This is a genomic window from Planctomycetota bacterium (genome assembly GCA_039182125.1).
Taxonomy (GTDB): domain Bacteria; phylum Planctomycetota; class Phycisphaerae; order Tepidisphaerales; family Tepidisphaeraceae; genus JBCDCH01.
On the sequence record JBCDCH010000019.1, the window covers coordinates 14,726 to 35,055 of the forward strand.

Here is a 20,330-nt window from a genome sequence, read left to right on the forward strand (position 1 = left end):
ACGCTCACAATCCCCACGTCCGAGATCACCCCCATGACTGAGACGACCGATGACAACCACCGGCTGATGCTCGTTGACGACGACGAGATTTTCCGTCGCCGACTGGCCAAAGCCATGGATGCCCGCGGCTTCGAGGTCTGCCAGGCCGGCGATGCTGCTGAGGCCGTCAAGGTCGCTAAGCAGCAGCAACCCCACTACGCGTTGCTCGACCAACGCATGCCCGGCAAATCCGGCCTCGAACTCATCGGCGATCTCGCCAAGCTCGACCCTGACATGCAGATCGTTCTGCTCACCGGCTACGGCTCCATCGCCCACGCCGTCGAGGCGACCCGTGCCGGCGCGATCGACTATCTGACCAAGCCCGTCGACGCCGACCAGATCGTTGCGGCGTTCGAGCGGAGTCGAGACGTCGACAAGGCCGCCCGCCTCGCCGCCGACGAGACCACGCCGAGCCTGGCCCGCGTCGAGTGGGACTACATGCAGCGCATCCTCCACGATTGCGGCGGCAACATCAGCCAGGCCGCCCGCAAGCTCGGCATCCACCGCCGGTCGTTGCAGCGCAAGCTCGCGAAGTACCCGCCGGTCGATTGACGATCACGCAAACAACGCCGGCTCTTCCGTGACCACGCGTTCCGCTACGCTCGGCGCGGCGACGACGTAAAGGAACTCCTTGTTCCGCAGGTGGCTGACCTTGCCGACTTTCTTGCCGGTCAGGTCATGAATGCCGATCTGGGCACCGACGTAACGCTTGAAGTCGTTCTCGAGCGTGACCACCGCGCGGCCCGGGAACACCTCGGCGAGCAGCGCCTCCATCGCAACCCGATCGAGGTAGCCCTCGTTGTTGAACGAAATGATCAGCGCTTGGCACCGGATGTTGCGGAGGACTTGCTCGAAGGCTTCGGCGAACTTCGGTCGGCTGTTGAACAAGCTCCGCCTTTCCCGCACGTCGACGCGTTTGCACGCCTTGCCGTAGACCGCCGGCTTGTCCCAGCGGACCAGCGATTCCCAAACGTGGTAGTTGCCCAAGTACGAGTGTTGGTTGTACGGAGGGTCGAGGTAGACGACATCGGCCTCGAGCTTGCGGGCGGCATCGACGGCGTCGAGTTGATGAGCTTCGCCTTTGCCGTGTCGGGCACGAGGTAGCAGGACGGGGACGCGGAGCTCAAGGGCGTTGTGCGAGCGCGGTGCCCACTGCTTGAGATACGCCATCTGCACGCCGGTGGTCGAGTCGACGCGATCGGCCGCCTCCATCAACGACACGAGGATGACCGCTTCGAGTTCCGGCGGCAGGCCTTTCGCCGCGATCGCTTCACGGATGGCGTCGATCCGTGCGCCGTTCTTCGGCTGAAAGAACCATGATTTCTCGCAGAACGTCTCGGTGAAGTACCCCGGCTCGCCCCGGAGCGCGTTGAACTCCATCACCAGCTTCGCCGCGTCGTCGGCCCAATCGTCATCGGCCTGCACGTAGCACCGCGCCAACGTTGCCGCGTAAGCATTGTGATCGTTGCTCCGTACCGCGTACCCCGCCGCCTTGAGCGCATGCCCGACCCGCGCCGTTCCGCTGAACAGGTCCGTCACGGTCCGCACATCGGCAAGCTTGCCCACGGCGTTGAGAATCACTGGCAACAGCGTGCGCTTGGACCCGAGGTACTTGATCATCCGCCCACCACCCGCAGGGCGACGGCTCTGGGTGGTTTGACGTAGCCGTAGTCGCGCAGCTCCATGCGGATCGCGTCGGGCAGTGGCATGCGTGTCGCGCCGCCGGCGATCCACGTCGCGGCGAGTTCGCCGTTCCAGGCGATCTCCAGGGTCTTACCCGGTGCTTCGGCGACGGTTTCGATCGTGAGCTGCGGGTTCATGCGGTGGGCCATCGCGACGTTGTCACCGAGGCGGGCGTCGGCGAGGCTCGCCAGCCACTGTGCGGTAAGCGGCGGGACGATGCGGTCCTTGGTCGGTGTCTCGACCGGCAGCATGTACGGCACTTCCGGCCGGGCGGTGTCGGGCAGGGCCACCCGTCGGCCGTCCTCGGTGTAGCGCTTGTACCACACCCGCACCGCGCCTGGAACGCTGCCGACGATCAGGATGGCCACGATGATCCAGTTGATCTTCGTTTCACGCCGCATGTCGAATAGTACGGCGTTGTGGGCGTGAAGGGTTTCTCTGCTTTGCGCAGCCGGCCAGGTCGTTTAAGCTTCAAATCATGCGGAAGCTCAAGCGAACGGTCCTGGCCACCTGTGTTCTTGGCGTCGTTGGCGCCGTCGCGCTCTCGAACAGCTGGGCGGCCCAGAATCGTCAGACGGCACGCGGCCCGGAGGCTTACCTCTCCAATGCCGACGTTCAAGCCATCCGCCGCGCCGAGCTGCGCGACGATGACACGGGGGTCGGTTTCCGCTTCACCAACAACCTGATCCGCCGGTTCGTCGAAAGCAAGCAGGGCATGGAGCTGCGCGACTTCTCCCGCGGCACGGACCTGCAAAAGGCGTTGTACATCATCCGCAACACCGACGACCCCGACTTGCTCAACGATCTGGTCATCCGCAACGACCCGGCGTCGATGCGGGTCTGGCGGCAGAACGTGCAGCCGATCGTGTTGCAGGGCTGCGCGAGCGCCGGCTGTCACGGCGGCACCGAGCCGGTCGGCGGGCTCCAACTGTACCGAAACGCCCAGAACGAGAACGTCGCCTACACCAACTTCTACAACCTGGCGACGTTCGAGCAGGAAGTCGAGGGCGAGGGGATGTTCGGCGGCGGGATGAAGAAGATGATCGACCGTCAGCGGCCGATCGATTCGCTGCTGCTCCAGTACTCGCTACCGGCCAACGTTGCCGACACGCCTCATCCCAAACCGCCGGGCGGTCAGGACATCGCGATGTTCCGCAGCACCAACGACCAACGCTTCCGTGCGATCGGCCTGTGGATCGAGCAGGGCTTGGTGCCGATGGACAACAAGGGCTACGACGTCGAGTTCGCCATGCCGGGTCAGGGCTCGACGACCACGCCGTCCACCCAGCCCGCCGAGTGATCGCGGCGATGGCGGACACCGAAAACGTAGAGGCGGACGTGGTTCGGACCGACGGCGATCCGTTCGACGCCTCTGCCAAAGCCGTCCCGCATCTTCCGATGCTCGCCGCCGACATTCGCGTGCTGCGGACGCATTACCGTGCGACCGCCAGCGGTCCGCCGACGATCGTTCGGCTGGACGTGTCTTACGTCCTCGGATTACTGAGCCGGCGTCGAATCCGGTACGCGACCGTGGAGCTACCGGCCTCGGACTCGTGACCTCTTGCCTGTCCGTACGCGGCCGTGTGTAATCCGGATCACCGCGACGGCCCTACGCTGCCCGTTCATGGACGTCGGTGCGCTTCTCGACAACCTGCTTTCTCCGGCGATCTTGTTGTTCGTCGTCGGCATCATCGCCGCGACCCTGCGGTCGGACCTCGAAATCCCGCCGCCGATTCCCAAGGCACTGGCCTTGTTCCTGCTGTTGGCGATCGGGTTCAAGGGCGGCATCGGACTGCGGGCGGTCGAAGGGGATCAAGTCGGCATGGTGCTGGGGGTTCTCATCGTGTCGGTGGCGGCGTCGGCGCTGTTCCCGCTCGGGGCGTATGCGCTATTGCGGCTCAAGCTCGGTCGGCCCGATGCGGCGGCGATCGCGGCTTGTTACGGGTCCGTCTCTGCCGTCACCTTCGTCACGGCGCTGGCGTTTCTCGACTTCGAGGCGGCGGTTTACGGCGGCTACATGGTCGCCGCGCTCGCGCTGATGGAGTCACCCGCCATCGTCACCGGTGTGCTGCTCGGCAAGGGCGGGGGCAATCTCAAGCTCAAACCACTGCTCCACGAAGCGCTACTCGGCGGGCCGGTCGTGTTGTTGGTCGGGGCGATGGTCGTCGGTTTCGTCGCCCAGCCCGATGCCGCCGCGAGCCTGAGAAAGCCGTTGGCCGGGGCGTTCGACGTGGCGTTGGCGGTGTTCCTGCTGGACATGGGGCTGCTCGCGGGTCGACAGATGCGCAATCTGAAAGACGCGGGTTGGCTGCCGCCGACGTTCGCCCTCGTCGCGCCGCCGGTCCAGGCGAGTCTCGGCGTCTTGTGTGCTTACGTGCTCGGACTCGCGCCCGGGGACGCGCTTTTGTTGGCGGTGCTCTTCGGCGGGGCGAGCTACATTGCCGTTCCCGCCGCGATGCGGATCGCCATGCCCGAGGCGTCGCCGGGGTTGTACGTGCCGATGTCGCTGGGCATCACCTTCGCCTTCAACGTCACGCTCGGCATCCCGCTCTACTGGCTGCTGATCCAAACGCTTTGGGGTTTCTGACCATGCAGCCGATCAAACGCATCGAGATCGTGATGGATTCGTCCGGGGCTGGTGAGCTGGAGTCGGCCTTGGCGGCCGCGCGGGTGACTGGCTGGTCGAAGATCCCCGACGTCGAGGGCAGCGGCCATCGCGGGCGGCGGACCGCGAACCTGCCGATGGACGTCGGGAGCAACGTGCTCTTCCTGATCGCGGCCGAGCCGGCGGTGGCGGACAAGGTGGTCGCGGCGACCCGGCCGATCCTGGAAACCTGGGGCGGGATGTGCTTGGTCAGCGATGCCGCGTGGGTGACCCATGATTAGCCACAGGATCATGCCGGGCTCATCGGCCATCGGTTGACGCGCAAGCCCCGTGGTGCTTTCGTTCGTCCCGACCGTCGGTACAATCCGGGGCCCGCCGGGTGCAATGCCCGGCTTTTTGACCCCACCTTTCCCGACACGGAGAAAAACATGGCCGAGCCCGGCAATCAGGAATATCCGACCATCATTGGCCCCGACGCCGAGTTCAAAGGCGAGCTGAAGTTCGACAAGGGCTTGCGCCTTCAGGGCAAGTTCGAGGGCCAACTCAAAAGCTCCGGCAAGCTCCATGTCGCGAAGGAAGCCAACCTCTCCGGCGATGTCGACGCCAACAGCGTCGTTATCGAGGGCAACGTTCGCTCCAACCTGAACGTCTCGGACAAGGTCGAACTCAAGGCAAGTGCCAAGTACGAGGGCGATCTCAACGCCTCGAAGCTTGTCGTCGAAGAAGGCGCCGTGTTCGTCGGGCAGGTCTCGGTCGGTCCCGATGCGGTCAAGAAGGGTGGCGGCAGCCCTGGGATCAGCCGGCCCGCCGCCCCGTCGGGTCAGAACCAGCCCCAGAATCAGGGTTCCAACAAGTCGTAGTTGACAGGTGATAGGCGTCCGCGACGCTTCCCGTTAGACTGCCCCGGTGGCCCGCCAGCCGAGCAAAAAACTCAAAGAGGAACGGTCTGACGACAAGGTCCTCATCCACTGCCACGAGTGCGGCGGCGAGAACGAAGTCTCGCGCCGGGCCATGACGATCACATGTTCCAAGTGCTTCAAGCCGTTGAAGCTCGAGGACATCGTGGTCGAGCGGTACGACGCCCGTCGGACCCTGGCGACGGTCGGCGTGGTGACGGTGGAGAAGAAAGGCCAGATCGTCGCCGACACGATCAAATGCGGTGCCCTGATCCTGCGGGGACAGGTGAAGTCCAAGCACGTGTTCAGCAACGGGGCGGTGCTGGTGAGCCCGCAGGCCGAGTTGCTCGGTGACGTGAAAGCCCCGAGCCTCGCGATCGGCGGTGGCGCGAAACTCGACGGGTACTACGAAATCGGCGACCTGAGCACACTGCCCTGGCGGGAGAACGGAAAAGTGGTCGCCGAGGAAAACCCGGACGAGTCAGCCGCTTGATTCGGCGCGGGACCGGGGTATTGTCTTTGCCCGCCGATCGGCACGTTCGGCGACACACCACTCGCGGGTGTAGCTCAGTGGTAGAGCGTCACGTTGCCAACGTGAATGTCGTGGGTTCGAATCCCATCACCCGCTTTCGCAATGACGAGTGACGATCATCGTCATTCGTCATTTTGTTTGTTCCCGTAGCTCAATTGGATAGAGTGTCGCCCTCCGAAGGCGAAGGTTAGTGGTTCGAGCCCACTCGGGAACGCTGCGGAGCAAGGCTCCACGCATGCCTGAGCCGACTCCCGTCATCATGTGCAAGTTTCCGGTCCCTGGCCGCGTGAAAACGCGGCTCTGCCCGCCGCTTTCGCACGCACAGGCTGCGGATGTGCAGGCGGCGTTCCTAAAGCATCTCGCAACCCGGCTTCCGGCTGCGGTGTTTTGTGTCGATGACCCCGCTGCATTCGTCGAGCGATTCGGGGACGTGCGGACGATCCAGCAGGGCACGGGGAACCTCGGCGACCGCCTGATTGATGTTCGGAGACACCTACCTGATACCGACCTGCTTTTTCTCGGGGCGGACGTGCCGGACCTGCCGGCGGGGCCGTTGCTCGACGTGATGCAAGAGCCGTTCGACGTGGCGATCGCACCCACCGACGACGGCGGCTATTGGTGCGTGCGGGTCAACGCCGACGTGCCGATCGAGTCATTGTTTGGCGACGTGGATTGGTCCAGCGGGCGGGAGTATGAGCAGACGCTGGCCAATGCCGCGAGGATTGGTGCAACCACGTTCATCGGCGAGTCCTGGCGGGATTGCGACGAGATCGCCGATCTGCGGGCGTTGCTGGGGCGGTTATCGGACAGCGTTGATCCGAACGACGTGGTTCTTCGGGAAGGATTGGCTTTCCTGGGTGACCCCGCGACAATGGGAGACGCATGACCCGCCAGGACAGCCCCCACGCCGACCTCGCCGACCACGAGTCGTTCCTGCCCGACTCGCGCGTGCTGATCGTCGACGACAACCTGCAAAATCTGGAGCTGCTCCAGGCGTTTCTCGAAGCGTTGCCGGTGCAGATCGACACCGCGACCGATGGCGAGGAAGCGCTGGCCAAGATCCGCGAGTCCAAGCCAGACCTCGTGCTGCTCGACGTGATGATGCCCAAGCTCAGCGGCTTCCAGGTCTGTCGCGAGGTCAAGAGCGATCCCGACACGCGTGACATCCAGGTCCTGATGGTCACCGCCTTGCACGAGTTGGGCGACATCGAGCGCGCCAACGAGTGCGGCACCGACGACTTCGTGAGCAAGCCGGTCAACAAACTCGAGCTGCTCACCCGCGTTCGCAGCCTCCTGCGGGTTCGGCATCTCAAGACCGAACTCGAACGGGCGCTGGGGTATCTGCAAGAAATCGAAGGCGACGACGAAGAAGAGGTCTGACCAGGCCGCATGGTTACGATGTGTCATGCCGATTGATACTTCCGTCAGCGTTCAGGACTTCCTTGAAGCCGCCGCGGCGAAGCAACCGTTTCCCGGCGGCGGGGCGTGTGCGGCACTCGTCGGCGCGCTCGGGGCGGCGATGGGGACGATGACGTTGCGTTACACCAAGGACGACTCGGTCGCGGAACCGATCGCCGAACTCGATCGGGCTCGGGCGATGTTCGAGCAACTCGTGCTCGAGGACCAGACCGCGTACCAATCGCTGACCGAAACGAAGAAGTCCGGCGGTGGTGCGGGGGAGGTCGAAGCCGCCGCGGCGTTGGCCGTTGCCGCTCCGCAGGCGATCGCGACGACCGCCTTGGCCGTTCTGCGGCTCGCCGAGTCGGTCGTTCCGGTCGCCAACAAGTGGCTGCTCTCCGACCTGGCCGTCTGTTGCGAACTGTCGATGGCCACCCTCCGCTGCGGCATCTACAACGTCCGCATCAACCTCCCCGACGCCAGCGATGACACCGTGAAACGTGCCAGCGCCGACTGCGCCAAACTCCTCGATGAGGCCGCAGCGGTGATTCAGCGCGTCGTGCCGGCGATTCATGCACGCATGAACGAAGCTTAAGCGGTGCGGTCGCACTGCTAAACGCGGGACGTGGCGAATGCCGATGGAGTACGGGTGCCGTCTTCCCGTCCCTTCCTCTCCATCCGCTTCGACTGTTGCCAGACGTATTCGCGGATCTACCTCACCAAGGACGGCAAGCGGTACGCAGGGCATTGCCCCAAGTGCGCGAAGCCGGTGAGCATCCGCGTCGGGCCCGGCGGGACCGATTGCCGGACGTTTTCGGTGAGTTGAGTCGGCGTACCATATCACGATGGCCGCAGACACCGCTTCTTATTCAGTCACCAAGCCCGGCGGCGTCTGCTACGTCTCGGGCGCGGACATCGTCCCGGGCACGCTCTTCCACTCGGCCCTGCGTGACACCGACGAAGGCCTGCAACGCGTCGATGTGTTGCCGGGCTCGTGGGAAGCCTTCGACCGCAACGGCGTGATCGCGCACTGGCAGGCGACCATGCCCGAGCCGACCGAGAAGAAGAAGCTGCTCGTCGACGATGCGGTACTCTGCGACCTGTTCGAACGGCTCGCCGACAGTGAGGAAGATGACAAGCGACAGTTCCGTTTCGTGCTCGGTCTGATCCTCATGCGAAAGCGGCTGCTGGCGTACGACGGCAGCGAGGGGAACGTCTGGCAGATGCATTGGTCCAACCTCGGCGCGGCCAAGGCCCACGATGGTGCCGTCGAACTACACGATCCCAAGCTCAGCCAAGACCAGATCGCCGACGTCAGCGCGAACCTCGGCGAAATCCTCAACGCGGAGTTGTGATGGACCGGTTCCATACGCGTGTCGTGGTGCTCTTGGCGTTGCTGGGCGGTTGCGCAACGGCGACGGAACCCGTCGCGATGAACGACGGCCCATACCTCGGGCCGACGCTGGAACCGGCGGCACTGATCGCGGAGCTACGCGCGCGGGCGGAGTCGCTGCCGACGCTGTGGGCCAACGGCACGTTCGAGGCCGAGTTCGTCTCGCCGGACCGCACCGACTTCGTCAATGGTTCGCTGGTCGTCCAACACCGCAAGCCCGGTGATCTGCGCGTCCTTGGCGACAAGGCCGGCCAACGCGTCTTCGACGTCGGGCTCAACGCCGACACGTATTGGGCCTTGGTCAAAGGCGGCACCGACACGCTTTGGTACGGCGCGATCGACGGCATCGATGCGGTCGACCAGCGTGCCTTGCCCGTGCGGCCGGATCAACTCGCCGACGTGTTCGGGCTCGCCGGCTTCGACGCGGACCTGCTCGCCGAGCCGTTTCCGGTGGTGCGGTTCAACCCGGACGACGACGTGTACATGGTGACGTGGCACGAGCGGCGGGACGATCTGCCCGGCGGGTCGCGGGTGGTTGCGGTGCGCGAGGTGTGGTACGACCGCGCGACGTTATTGCCGCGCTACGTGCATTTGTTTGATCCGCAGGGCCGGGTGATCGTGCGTGGGGATCTGTCGGATCACACCGAAGTCACCGACGCCGGCGGCACTCGACTTGCCCGCCGCTACGATCTCTTCTTTCCCGAGACCGGCAGCGTCATGCAACTCACGCTCGGACAACTTCGGCTCAGACGCGGACGCTTCCCGATAGCCCGTAGCTTCGCCGCACCCGATCCGGCCCGGCCGGGCGTGGGGAACGTGGTGAACCTCGACGATGCCCCTCTCAATGCGGGCGGTGTGCGTTGAGCCGGCTGTGGCCCATCCTGGCGGTGTTGCTCTCGGCAGCATCAGCCGACGCCGGGCTGCACGCGGCGTCCAACGACACGCACCTGTTCGTCACGGTGCCGACCACGGTCGAAACATCCGACGGTTCGGAGACGGTGGACGTCTTGGTGCGGCGTGAACGGTTCGCCGAAGGGCGTTGGCAGCGCGTTCGCAAACTCACGTCGTCGGCGGTGGGTCTGGCGGTGTTTCGGGGCGATGCGTTGGTGCTCGACGAAGCGGGCAACCTTCGACTCATCGCACCGGGCCGGGCTTCGGCCGTGACCGCGCCGCGTCCGATCACCGCCTTGGCAACGGTCGATGGCACCATCCTGGGCAACACCGCCGACGGACCGCTCGCGTTCGACGGGGCGTGGGCCGAGACGACGCTTGTGTTTCCCGAACCGGCCGACGAGGTGGCGGTGGAGTTTGCGGGCAGCCGTTATGTGTTCACGCCGACCGACACCGGCGTGTCCGTACAGGCGTTCGACGCCAGCGGTACACCTGTCGGTGATTCGACGCCGATTGATTTCAACGTGACCCCGCCGAAGCCGCCGTCGTGGCCGGTGTGGTTGCTCCTGGCGATGCTCGCGGCGACGGCGTGGGGAACGATGTCGTTGCGCAGCCCACCGCCACCGATCGCCGAGGCGAAGGTCGCGCCCGCCGGGGCGGGGCGCCGGTTCTTCGCGGGTGTCGTCGACATCATCCTCGGCTATCCGGTGGGTAGCTACCTTGCGTACACGTATGCGATCGACGCGCTGCCGGCCGGGACGGCGTCGGTCGTCGTGCTCATTGGCGGTTTCAGCCTGTACTTTCTGCTCACCGCCGCGGTCGAACTGGCGACCGGGCGCTCGATCGGCAAGTGGATCGCCGGGCTCGATGTCGTCGACCTCGACGGTAAGCCCGCGACCTTGGGCGCGCTGCTCACCCGCAACATCCTTCGCATTGCCGACGTGTGGCCGATCTTCCCGTTGGTGATCGTGCTGGTGCATCCCCTGCGTCAGCGGTTGGGCGACGCGGCGGCACGGACGATGGTCGTGCAGCGCACGCCCCCGGTGTCGGTCGGGCCCACGTCCGCGCCGTCGTGACCTGGCCCGTCGTGATCTTGTCCGGGCGATCGCGTATCCTTCGACGTTCCGTGCCCGACACTCCCGAGCTAAACCCGCCCGCCGATACGAAAGCCCGCGTGATCGGCTGGTTGCGTTTTGCACTGCGTTGGGGCATCGCCATTGCCGGGATCGCATGGGTCGTCACCCATCTGACCATCCGCGATCAGACGCTCGTGCTCGATGCCGACAACATTCCTCGCGATGCGGCGATCATCGAGCCGTTCGATGGGTCGAGGTTCGACGTCGAGTACCACGACGACGGCACGACCGAGACGGTGCCGCGTGACCGGCTCGTGCGCGGCCCGGACCGCGGCGAAGTGACCGTTGCCGGCGCGCCGACGGCGTTGCTCGGCATGCGGCTCCGCGAGGTCGACCGCCAACCCGTCGTCGAAGCGTTGCTCGTTCGTGATGGCGAGGTGGGGCGCTGGATCGACCCGGAACTCGCCACGGTCAACGGCCGGCCATACCGCCTGTCGATGGAGCAGCCGTTGATCCAGATCGGGCTCAGGCATCTCGTCGCCGACGCCGACCCGTTGCTGCTCGCGCTGGGCATGCTCGCGTTCCCGTCGACGTTCTTGCTCACCACGGTCCGCTGGCAGAAACTGTTGCAGGGTGTGGGGATTACGCTGACGTTCGGTCGGACGCTCACGTTGAACATGGTCGGGCTGTTTTACAGTTCGTTCCTACTGGGCAGCACCGGCGGCGACGTGATCAAGGCCGTGTACGCGGCCCGGCAGACCTCGGCGAAAGGGCGTGCCGTCATCAGCGTGCTCTTCGATCGCGGCGTCGGGCTGGTCGCGCTGATCATCCTCGGCGGCAGCGGCGCGGTCTACGGCTGGGTCACCGCCGGCAGCGACACGCCCACCGGTCGGGCATGCATGCAGGTCGCGATCATCAGTTTCGTCGTACTCGCATTCCTGCTGGTCGGCGCGTTCGTGCTGTTTCATCCGGCGTCTCGCGACCGGTTCGGCATTGTCGACCTCCTGCCCAAGCTCCCGGGTGCGGCCAGGACCAAGGGGCTGATCGAAGCCCTCGAGGATTACGCCCGTCGGCCCGGGCTGGTGGCGTATGCGATCGCGCTCACGTTCCCGGTGCACATCGCCGTGGTGCTCTGCGGCTACCTCGGAGGCAGGGCGTTCGGGCTGGAAGTGACGCCGATGTTTTACCTCGTTGCGGTGCCGGTGATCATTCTCGTCGGTTCGATCCCGATCACGCCGCAGGGGGCGGGGGTGCAAGAGTTTTTCGCCGTGCTGCTGCTCCAGCGGCAGGGCGTCACCGTCGGCGAGGCGTTCGCGCTCACGATGTTCATCCGGCTCGCGCACATCCTTTGGTACCTCACCGGCGGACTGTTTGTGCTCAAGGGCGGATACGGCGAAGGCAAGACGTCGGACGATGCCGAGCCAGACACGCCGGCAGCGGAACCGATCCCCTCCGCGTCGTGATCCCCTCCGCGTCGTGATCCCCTCCGCGTCGTGATCCCCGTGTGGCGACGGGAGACTACGCTTGGCGAATGCTCGGCCTCGATCGACTTCTGCTGCGTGTGCAAAACGTGCCGGCCGCCGCGCGGTTCTGGACGCAGACGTTCGGGCTCGAAGCCATCCGCTCCGACGAGCAGGTCGCATTGTTGAAGTTCAAGGAAGGCGGCGAGGTGTTACTCCACGCTGACCCGGACCTGCCGGCCGAAGGCGTCTTCATCCGCGTCGAATCGGTCCGACAAATGTACGAGCAACGTGGCGAACTCCGACTCACCTTCACAGGCCCCCCGACACGCATCGCCCGTGGCTACCGCGCCACGATCAAGGACCCGTTCGGAAACGTCATGCTCATCCTCGATCGCAGCGTCGACGAGAAAGCCGCCGAGGACACGCGCAGCAGCGGCGCACTTTTCCCCGGCGTCGAGACACCCGTGACGCCCAAGCGCGAGGTGCTCGGAAAGCTGTACGAGGAAGTCGGGCGCACCGCCGACGACCTGCCCTACACGCCGCACTTCGAGGCACTACACGAGCGTTACGCCCAGCACTTCAACGACCCGCAGCCCACGCGGCAGGAGACCTGGCGGCACCTGCTCAACTGCCGCAAGGCCGGCCAACTGCCCAAGCTCACCGAAGACGGCGAGAAGGCGAAGGCGCGTCTCAAGCCGCCGCCGGTGTCCGATGATGCCCGCAAGCTGCTGGCTGACCTGCTCGGCGACGAACTCAGCCGCCGCGACCGACTTCCCTACGCACCGCGTTTCGACGAAGTGAATGAGGCGTTCAACAAAGCCATGCATGAGCTTGGCCAGCGTCCGGTGAGCCCGCACCAACTCTGGCGAATGATCGCGACGCTGGCGAAATGAGGGGTTAACGTGTGGGCATGGTGCCGTCGTTGTTGTTGACGTGTTTGTTCGTCGTCGTGCCCACGACCCGGCAGGCCGAAGTGTCGTCGGAAGTTGCGGCGCTCGTCGAACAACTTGGCTCGGAGCAGTTCCGCGATCGCCGTCAAGCCATGCGCGGCCTGCGGGAGCAGGGCGAGGCGGCCCGCGTCGCCTTGGAGCTGGCCCTCGATAGCGATGACGCGGAAGTCCGCGCGTTGGCCCGGACACTTTTGGTCGAACTCGGTGCAGCGAGCCGGCTGCGTGAGTCGCGCGTCTCGCTCAAGCTCGACAAGGTTCCCGTGGCTGATGCGTTGGCCGCGTTGGAGGAGGCGATCGATTTCAAGTTCGTCGTCGAGCCGAACAACTGGCAGGAGTTCGGCCAGCACGGTAACGTCAGCGTCGACTTGCAGGACGTGCCGTTGATCGATGCGCTACGCGAGGTGATACCACGTTGCGGCTTGTCGGTCAGCGAGCACGGGCAAGGCCAGCTCTGGGCGTGGGGCGAGCAGGATTGGCCGGACTATCCGTTGCACCGCGCCGGTGCGGTTCAGATCGAGGCCCGCCGTATCGAGCTGAACCAGCACGCGTCGGTCAACCTCGCGCACGGGGCCGCCGACCGTCACACCAACGGGAGTATCACCTTTCTCGTGCTCGTCGAGCCCAAGCTCCGCACGCTCGGACAACCGACGATCGAGTTCGAGCGCGTTGTAACCCCCGATGGCAAGGAGATCCGCACCGGACCCAACGATTACGGACATCACCACGGCCAAGCCAGCGGCGGCCTTTTCCACATCGTCACGCGACCACTCGATCTGTCCTTCGCCGAGGACGCGCCCGAAGCCATCGGCAAGCTCACCGGCACCGTCTCTCTCCGTGTCGAAACACGCAGCGACGAGTTCGTCATCGACAACCCGCTCGAAAACACGGGCGAAACGTCGTATCTCAAGACGGACCTTTCGGTCGGTAAGCTCCGCGAAACCGGGGCCGGTCGGTTCACCGTCCACGTGAAGATCAAGAACGTCGGCGAGATTACGTCGGACCCCTCGTTTCTTGCCGGTCTTCGCTTGGAGCTCAACGATGGCCGTACGGTCCGCCCCATGGTGCCCCGCTCCAGACGCCACGAGCAGTCGATCGAAGCCGACTTGCGCTACCAGTTTCACAACGAGAATGCCGACAACGACGCCCCCGTGGCCCGTCCGACCCGCCTCGTCTGGCACATCCCGCTGGAAATGGAAGAGCGTGTGATCCCGTTCGAGTTTAACGATCTGCCGTTGCCGTGAGGTTTGCCGCGACGGTCGCTATCGTGGCTTTCATGTCCGATCTGCCCCGCACGCATTCGTCGAAAGTCACCGAAGGTCCCTCCCGCGCGCCGCACCGGGCGTTTTTCCGGGCGATGGGGTTGGATGACGAACAGATTCATCGGCCTTGGGTCGGCGTGGCGAGCACGTGGAACGAGGCGACGCCGTGCAACATCACGCTCGACCGCCAAGCCCGTGCCGCCCAGCGCGGCGTCGATACGGCGGGCGGCACCGGACGAATGTTCACCGCGATCAGCGTTTCCGACGGCATCGCGATGGGCCATGAGGGGATGAAGGCGTCGCTGGTGTCGCGCGAGGTCATCGCCGACAGCATCGAGCTGATGATTCATGGTCACGGCTACGACGCGGTCGTCGGCGTGGCCGGTTGTGACAAGTCGCTGCCCGGGACGCTCATGGCGATGGCCCGGCTCAATCTGCCGAGCGTGTTCCTCTACGGCGGCACGATTCTCCCCGGCAACTTTCGCGGCAAGCCCGTCACCGTGCAGGACGTCTACGAAGCCGTCGGCGCACACGCGGCGGGCAAGATGTCCGACGACGACCTGTACGAGATGGAATGCGTGGCGTGCCCGAGCGCGGGCAGCTGCGGCGGGCAGTTCACGGCCAACACGATGGCTTGCGTCGCCGAGGCGCTGGGCATGAGCTTGCCGATGAGTGGAAGCCCGCCAGCGGTCGACGAGACCCGCGACGAGTACGCCGTCGAAGCCGGCAAGGCGGTGATGCGCCTGCTCGCCGACGGCATCACGGCACGCGACATCATGACCCGCAAGGCGTTGGAGAACGGCGTCACGATCGCCGCCGCGACCGGTGGCTCGACCAACATCGCGTTGCACCTGCCAGCCATTGCCAACGAGCTCGGCATCGACTTCACGCTCGACGACATCGACCGCATCAGCCGACGCACGCCGATCATCGCCGACCTCAAACCGTTCGGCCGATACACCGCCCTCGACGTCCACGAAGCCGGCGGCATCCCCGCGATCCTCAAGGTGCTTCTCGACGCCGATCTCATCCACGGCGATTGCCTGACCGTCACCGGCAAGACCATGGCCGAGAACCTCGCCGACGTGAAGCTCAAGGACGGTCAAGACGTGATCGTCCCGGCGTCCAAGGCGTACTCGCCGACGGGTGGCCTGAACATCTTGCGCGGCTCGCTCTGCCCCGACGGCTCGGTCATCAAGACCGCCGGCGTGAAGAAGCTCCAGCACCGCGGCCCGGCCAAGTGTTTCGACTGCGAGGAAGACGCCATGGCTGCCGTGAGCGCGAACAAAATCGTCGCTGGCGACACGGTCATCATCCGCTACGAAGGCCCCAAGGGCGGGCCCGGCATGCGCGAGATGCTCGGCGTCACCGCCGCGATCGTCGGGCAGGGTTTGGGCTACGACGTGTGCATGATCACCGACGGCCGGTTCAGCGGCGCGACGCGCGGCCTGATGGTCGGCCATGCCGGTCCCGAAGCGATGGTCGGCGGCCCGATCGCGCTGGTGCGTGACGGCGACATGATCGCCGTCGACGCCGAGGCCGGCACGATCGAGTTGGAAGTCGACGACAACGAGTTGGCCCGCCGCCGCGCGGCGTTCGTGCCGCCGCCGATCAACTACGACGGCGGCGTGCTCTGGAAGTTCGCCACCCTCGTCGGCCCCGCCAGCGCGGGGGCTGTCACCAGCCCCGCACGTGTCAAGTCCCTGCAACTCAACGAGCTGTGAGCCCTGTGCATCACCGCCGGCGTCGGACGAGCATGACGGCCCCGACGAGTCCTGCCAGCGCCGATGCCGGCTCGGGAACTTGGTTGAACTCGCCGACGATGAAGAAGCCGCTCACGAACGTCGGTCCCGCGTTGGGGGCGGCGAAAGTGATGTCGAGCGTGCCGTCGACGTCCGACATCACGTCGACGAAGTTGAACAGCGTTCCCGTGCCTGCGGTGCCGACCGCGGCGGGGAGGAACTCGACACTTGCCCCACCGACTGTCGCCAGCCCGGCGTTGTCCGGCCCGATCCCCGCCGCGATGTTCGAACTGAACGACGCGATCGTGTAGGTGCTGCTCGGGAGCAGGTCGTTGTAGGTGAACGTCACCGAACTGCCGGGCGCGAACTCATAGAAGTCGGCGGCAACCTCGGTGGCGGCGACGCCGTCGAATGTGTCATCCGCGTCGCCGATGCCGGGTCCGACGAAGCCGGTGCCGGTCAACTCACTGATCGTCAGCGACACCGTGGTTTGTGCTCCCGCGTCCGCGCCGAGGCTGACGAAAAGGTTCGAGCCTTCGGGATTCACCTGCAGCGGCGTGTCGAGCGGGACCGACAAGCCCGAGCCGTCCTGGATCGCGCCAATGGTGCCGCCGAAAGTCGCGTCGAGGTCGTCGGCCGTCAGGCCGTTGATCGGCACGGCCGACGGGGCGATCGACCCGGAGCCGATGTCGCCTTCGAAGTCGAGAATGACGACGCCGCTGACGGTCGATTGTGCATGTGTGTTGGTGGTCGAGAGGGTGACGCACGCGGAAGCCGCGGCGATGGTGAGCGCGGCAGGTGTTCTGATGGACATGGTTTTCTCTCCTCGAGAAAGCGGGTGAAAACGAGGGGTGAAACGTAGCCCGGTTCAGGAAATTCCGGCATGTACCATTCGTCGTTGGTGGTGGTGCTATTCGGTGTACTTTCGAGTAGTTCCCTGCGCGGCGATCAGATGCTGCGGAACGGGGCGAGAGTCGCTAACCTGCTCACATGGCCAAGCCGCCCGCACCTCCGGCATTCAACCCCGACGGCACACCCAAGGGTCACCGGGCGACGGTGGCGGGCCACGATTCGTCGGGCGACTACGCGCTCGAGCCGGCCGAAACGTTGCCCAAGCACGACCTTAAGCCGTCGGCCAACCCGATCTCGCCGGACCTCGAGAAACTTAAGTCCAAGAAGACGACGCCCGAGCAGGAGACGCCGACCAAGGGCGAGCCGGAGAGCGGAAAACTGGATTCGGACGTCGAGTCGCACGGGCGTTACGCCGCCACTCCCGATGCCACGGTGTACAACACCGACGCGAATCGGTTCAGCATCACGACCGCGACGGTTATCTCGATTTTCGCTCTAGCGATTTTCTGCGTGCTTTTCTGGCTGATTATTCTCTAAGGCCGTGGGCGAGTTGAATATCAACTAATCGTATCTTTTTGTCGTCCAATTGGGTGGCAGCGGTCTTGCTGTCGGTCGATGATTCGGGTGAACGAGAGGTTCGCCCATGAATCATCCGCAGCGACCCGATTCCGGGATCTCGGAGTTGAAGCTCGCATACCTCGAGGTGTTTACCGACACGCACCGCCGGTTCGCCCATGCGCCGCCGGCGGTTCGCGAGGCCGCATGCCTGCGGTTGCAGGTTCCGTTGCAGTTCGCGCCCCTGCGACGAGGCGACGTGTTTGCGGGCCGACTCAACGAACTGCCGTTGCTGTTTTCCCCGGAGGATCAGGGGCTGGGGTTCTGCTTCCATCCGGATCGGCTTCCAGATTGGCTCGGAGAGCGGACGCGGGGGATGCACGCCGATCGGATTGGACAGGTCGAACGCTATTGGCACGACCATCGCACCGACAATCTTGTCCGCCAGACGTATCCGGCCGATCTGACGGCAACACTGCCGAGCGACGCATGGACGGACGAGCCGGGCGAGGCGTTCCCGTTGTACCGGCTCGCGGGGTTCAGCCCGGACTTCGGGCGAGTTCTCCGTCTCGGTTTACCGGGGCTTGCCGAGGAAGCACGGCAGGTCGAAGACGCCATGCTGCGCGGGGGGCTGGTCGACGCGGTCGAGGTGTTGACCGGGCTTTGCCGGCGGTACGCGGTTGAGGCCGAGGCGATCGGTGACGGGCATCTTTCGGCCACGCTCGACGGTCTCTGCAGGCGCCCACCGGAGACGCTGCGTGAAGCCCTCCAACTGGTGTGGTTGACGGTGCTGATCAGTGGCGGGCGAAACTTCGGGCGCATGGACGATTACGCCGGCCTGTTTCTGGCGGCGGACCTTGCCGCCGGTCGGCTCGATGACGCTTCTGCCCAGCGGTTGGTCACTGCGCTCTGGCGGTGCATCGAAGAACGAAAGACCACGTTCAACGGGCGCGTCATCATCGGCGGTCGCGGCCGACGCAATCCCGAGGCGGCCGATCAGTTCGCCCGGCTCGCGTTGCAGGCCACTCGCGAAGCCCCCGCGCCCGAGCCGCAACTCACGCTCCGCCTTGATGACGCACAAGACCCGGCGCTGTACGAGACCGCGCTCGACATGATTGGCTCGGGGCTGACCTACCCGATGCTTTACAATGACGCCGTGAACGTGCCGGCCGTCGAACGGGCGTTCGGCGTCAGCCAGGATCTGGCCGAGCGGTATGTGCCGTTCGGTTGCGGGGAGTACGTGATTGAAGGGCATTCGTTCGGCTCGCCCAACGGCGTGCTGAACTTGCCGGCCGTGTTGCGGAACGTCGTCCTCGACGCGCCCAGCCAAGGCTTTGCCGACTTCAACGCATTGCGTTGTGCGTACGACCGGCGGGTCGAACGCAATGTCGCTGCGCTGGCGGAGCAGGAGGCGTTGGCGTACGACGTCGCCGCCGCCGAAGGGGCGTTCCTGTTTTTCACATTGCTCGACGAAAATTCGATGCGACGCGGTCGGGCGATGTTTGACGGCGGCTGCGCCCACCTCGGCGGCACGCTCGAAACCTACGGCAATACCAACGCCGCCGACGGCCTGGCCGCGATCCGCCGTTGTGTCTACGAACAAAAGTCACTGACCTTCGGCCGACTCCGGTCGGCGGTACGGGCGGATTTCGTCGGCCACGGCGAAGTACGGGCACGACTCGTCGCCGCGCCCAAATGGGGTAACGACGACCCTGCCGTTGACGACCTCGCTGCCGAGCAGCACCGCACGCTCTGTGGGGTCACCCGCAAGCACGGCAAGCGTGTCGGGCTCGACAGTTATCTCGTCGTGATCATCAACAATCAGGCCAACACGATCCTCGGTCGACACACCGGCGCGACGCCCGACGGTCGCCCGGCGGGCAGGCCGTTTGCCAACGGTAACAACCCCGCCGGCGGGGCCGACCGAAACGGCATCACCGCGTTGCTCCGCTCCCTTGCTCGCCTTGATCCGACCGTCCACGCCGGTGCGGTGCAGAACCTCAAGCTCAGCCCGGATTTGTTCTCCGAGTGCAACTGTCCACGGACCGACGCATTACTCCGCGGCTACTTCGGCCTCGGCGGGACACAACTGATGATCACCGTCGTCAACGCCGACGATCTGCTCGACGCCTACGAGCATCCCGAGCGTCACCCGAATCTCCTAGTGCGTGTCGGCGGGTTCAGTGCGCGGTTCGTCGAACTCGCCCGGGATGTGCAGCGTGAAATCATCAGCCGGACCTGTCACGGGAGTCTTCGATGAGCGACGTGCGAGGCATCGTGTTCGATGTTCAGCGTGCGGCCTATCACGACGGGCCGGGCTTGCGGACGGTGGTGTTTCTCAAGGGCTGCCCGCTGCGTTGTCCGTGGTGCCACAACCCCGAGTCGCAACGGCTCACCCCCGAACAACGGACCGCCGCGGACGGGTCAGCGAAGACGGTCGGCCGGGAGATGGGCGTCGGCGAGGTGATGGACATCGTCCGGCGTGACGATGCGTTCTACCGAAGCAGCGGTGGCGGGATGACGATCTCGGGCGGCGAGCCGATGATGCAGCCCGAGTTCGCGGTGGCGTTACTCTCGGCCGCGCGGGATGCGGGGGTTCATACCTGCCTCGACACGTCTGGTGCAGTCAGTGCCGATCGGCTGCGACGGACCTTGCCGTACACGGATCTGTATCACTTCGACTACAAGATCACCGGTGATGCCGAGCATCGCGCGATGGTCGGCGCGCCGGCCGATTTGGTACTGGACAATCTCCGCATGCTCGCCGAAGCCGGTGCACGGATTCAACTGCGTTGCCCGATCATCACCGGCGTTAACGACACCGCCGAGCACTTCGACGCGATCAAGCAACTGCGCGACACGCTGCAACTGGGTGGCGTTGAGTTGTTGCCGTACCACGACGCTGGCGTCGGTAAGTGGCGCGACGAGGCCACGGTCCGGTTCCGCTTGCCACAAGCTGACGAGGTGGCGCGGTGGAACAAACTTGTCGGGTGACG

At 65.3% G+C, this 20,330-nt stretch carries 24 protein-coding genes and 2 tRNA genes; 23 read left to right on the top strand and 3 right to left on the bottom strand.

Going from position 1 to position 20,330, the window contains the following annotated elements; translation table 11 throughout:
- Positions 1–33: 33 nt before the first annotated feature.
- Complete coding sequence (locus tag AAGD32_06865) at positions 34–591, top strand: response regulator (protein MEM8873966.1); 558 nt, start codon at positions 34–36, stop codon at positions 589–591.
- A gap of 3 nt (positions 592–594) precedes the next feature.
- Here the strand turns inward: AAGD32_06865 and AAGD32_06870 are convergent, their stop codons facing one another.
- A complete protein-coding gene (locus tag AAGD32_06870; protein ID MEM8873967.1) occupies positions 595–1,659 on the bottom strand; it encodes a DNA adenine methylase in 1,065 nt (354 codons plus the stop codon).
- Positions 1,656–2,123 carry a hypothetical protein gene (locus AAGD32_06875; GenBank protein ID MEM8873968.1) on the bottom strand — a complete coding sequence of 156 codons (468 nt, stop codon included), beginning with the start codon at positions 2,121–2,123 and terminating at the stop codon, positions 1,656–1,658. The genes AAGD32_06870 and AAGD32_06875 overlap by 4 nt, the downstream gene beginning before the upstream one ends.
- 77 nt (positions 2,124–2,200) lie before the next feature.
- Here AAGD32_06875 and AAGD32_06880 point away from each other — a divergent pair, with 77 nt between their 5' ends.
- The 19 genes from AAGD32_06880 to ilvD all read left to right on the top strand — a co-directional run bounded on the left by AAGD32_06880 (position 2,201) and on the right by ilvD (position 15,909).
- Complete coding sequence (locus AAGD32_06880; protein ID MEM8873969.1) at positions 2,201–3,022, top strand: hypothetical protein; 822 nt, start codon at positions 2,201–2,203, stop codon at positions 3,020–3,022.
- A gap of 8 nt (positions 3,023–3,030) precedes the next feature.
- The gene (locus tag AAGD32_06885) at positions 3,031–3,279 is read left to right on the top strand and encodes a hypothetical protein (GenBank protein ID MEM8873970.1); all 249 of its coding nucleotides are present in this window, start codon (positions 3,031–3,033) and stop codon (positions 3,277–3,279) included.
- Positions 3,280–3,346: 67 nt separating this feature from the next.
- Complete coding sequence (locus AAGD32_06890; GenBank protein ID MEM8873971.1) at positions 3,347–4,309, top strand: sodium-dependent bicarbonate transport family permease; 963 nt, start codon at positions 3,347–3,349, stop codon at positions 4,307–4,309.
- Positions 4,310–4,311: 2 nt separating this feature from the next.
- Positions 4,312–4,608 (top strand): hypothetical protein, encoded by a 297-nt coding sequence (locus AAGD32_06895; GenBank protein MEM8873972.1) that lies wholly within the window; start codon positions 4,312–4,314, stop codon positions 4,606–4,608.
- A gap of 147 nt (positions 4,609–4,755) precedes the next feature.
- A complete protein-coding gene (locus AAGD32_06900) occupies positions 4,756–5,187 on the top strand; it encodes a polymer-forming cytoskeletal protein (GenBank protein MEM8873973.1) in 432 nt (143 codons plus the stop codon).
- Between the two features lie 46 nt (positions 5,188–5,233).
- Positions 5,234–5,716 carry a polymer-forming cytoskeletal protein gene (locus AAGD32_06905; protein ID MEM8873974.1) on the top strand — a complete coding sequence of 161 codons (483 nt, stop codon included), beginning with the start codon at positions 5,234–5,236 and terminating at the stop codon, positions 5,714–5,716.
- A 63-nt stretch (positions 5,717–5,779) separates the two neighbouring features.
- Positions 5,780–5,851: transfer RNA gene (locus AAGD32_06910), tRNA-Gly, on the top strand.
- A 44-nt stretch (positions 5,852–5,895) separates the two neighbouring features.
- Positions 5,896–5,969 (top strand) — tRNA-Arg (locus tag AAGD32_06915).
- Between the two features lie 21 nt (positions 5,970–5,990).
- Positions 5,991–6,641 (top strand): DUF2064 domain-containing protein, encoded by a 651-nt coding sequence (locus AAGD32_06920; protein MEM8873975.1) that lies wholly within the window; start codon positions 5,991–5,993, stop codon positions 6,639–6,641.
- Positions 6,638–7,135: a response regulator gene (locus AAGD32_06925; GenBank protein MEM8873976.1), complete on the top strand. Its 498-nt coding sequence runs from the start codon at positions 6,638–6,640 to the stop codon at positions 7,133–7,135. The genes AAGD32_06920 and AAGD32_06925 overlap by 4 nt, the downstream gene beginning before the upstream one ends.
- Positions 7,136–7,160: 25 nt before the next feature.
- Positions 7,161–7,748: a cyclodeaminase/cyclohydrolase family protein gene (locus AAGD32_06930; GenBank protein MEM8873977.1), complete on the top strand. Its 588-nt coding sequence runs from the start codon at positions 7,161–7,163 to the stop codon at positions 7,746–7,748.
- A gap of 54 nt (positions 7,749–7,802) precedes the next feature.
- Positions 7,803–7,979: a hypothetical protein gene (locus AAGD32_06935; protein MEM8873978.1), complete on the top strand. Its 177-nt coding sequence runs from the start codon at positions 7,803–7,805 to the stop codon at positions 7,977–7,979.
- Positions 7,980–7,998: 19 nt separating this feature from the next.
- A complete protein-coding gene (locus AAGD32_06940; GenBank protein MEM8873979.1) occupies positions 7,999–8,508 on the top strand; it encodes a hypothetical protein in 510 nt (169 codons plus the stop codon).
- Entirely contained in the window at positions 8,508–9,410 is a 903-nt protein-coding gene (locus tag AAGD32_06945) for a hypothetical protein (GenBank protein MEM8873980.1), read from the top strand. Before AAGD32_06940 ends, AAGD32_06945 begins: the two co-directional genes overlap by 1 nt.
- A complete protein-coding gene (locus tag AAGD32_06950) occupies positions 9,407–10,513 on the top strand; it encodes an RDD family protein (protein ID MEM8873981.1) in 1,107 nt (368 codons plus the stop codon). Before AAGD32_06945 ends, AAGD32_06950 begins: the two co-directional genes overlap by 4 nt.
- Positions 10,514–10,563: 50 nt before the next feature.
- On the top strand, positions 10,564–11,976 hold the full coding sequence (locus AAGD32_06955) for a lysylphosphatidylglycerol synthase transmembrane domain-containing protein (GenBank protein ID MEM8873982.1): 1,413 nt from the start codon (positions 10,564–10,566) through the stop codon (positions 11,974–11,976).
- Between the two features lie 68 nt (positions 11,977–12,044).
- Positions 12,045–12,869 (top strand): VOC family protein, encoded by an 825-nt coding sequence (locus AAGD32_06960; protein MEM8873983.1) that lies wholly within the window; start codon positions 12,045–12,047, stop codon positions 12,867–12,869.
- Between the two features lie 17 nt (positions 12,870–12,886).
- The gene (locus AAGD32_06965) at positions 12,887–14,167 is read left to right on the top strand and encodes a hypothetical protein (GenBank protein ID MEM8873984.1); all 1,281 of its coding nucleotides are present in this window, start codon (positions 12,887–12,889) and stop codon (positions 14,165–14,167) included.
- Between the two features lie 32 nt (positions 14,168–14,199).
- Positions 14,200–15,909, top strand: a complete 1,710-nt coding sequence (gene ilvD, locus AAGD32_06970; GenBank protein MEM8873985.1) for a dihydroxy-acid dehydratase — start codon at positions 14,200–14,202, stop codon at positions 15,907–15,909.
- Between the two features lie 10 nt (positions 15,910–15,919).
- Here the strand turns inward: ilvD and AAGD32_06975 are convergent, their stop codons facing one another.
- Positions 15,920–16,741 (bottom strand): hypothetical protein, encoded by an 822-nt coding sequence (locus AAGD32_06975; GenBank protein MEM8873986.1) that lies wholly within the window; start codon positions 16,739–16,741, stop codon positions 15,920–15,922.
- Between the two features lie 176 nt (positions 16,742–16,917).
- Here AAGD32_06975 and AAGD32_06980 point away from each other — a divergent pair, with 176 nt between their 5' ends.
- From AAGD32_06980 to AAGD32_06990, 3 genes are all read left to right on the top strand, one after another.
- The gene (locus AAGD32_06980; GenBank protein MEM8873987.1) at positions 16,918–17,316 is read left to right on the top strand and encodes a hypothetical protein; all 399 of its coding nucleotides are present in this window, start codon (positions 16,918–16,920) and stop codon (positions 17,314–17,316) included.
- Positions 17,317–17,422: 106 nt separating this feature from the next.
- Positions 17,423–19,594 (top strand): pyruvate formate lyase family protein, encoded by a 2,172-nt coding sequence (locus AAGD32_06985; GenBank protein ID MEM8873988.1) that lies wholly within the window; start codon positions 17,423–17,425, stop codon positions 19,592–19,594.
- Entirely contained in the window at positions 19,591–20,328 is a 738-nt protein-coding gene (locus AAGD32_06990; protein MEM8873989.1) for a radical SAM protein, read from the top strand. The genes AAGD32_06985 and AAGD32_06990 overlap by 4 nt, the downstream gene beginning before the upstream one ends.
- The last annotated feature ends 2 nt before the right edge of the window (positions 20,329–20,330 follow it).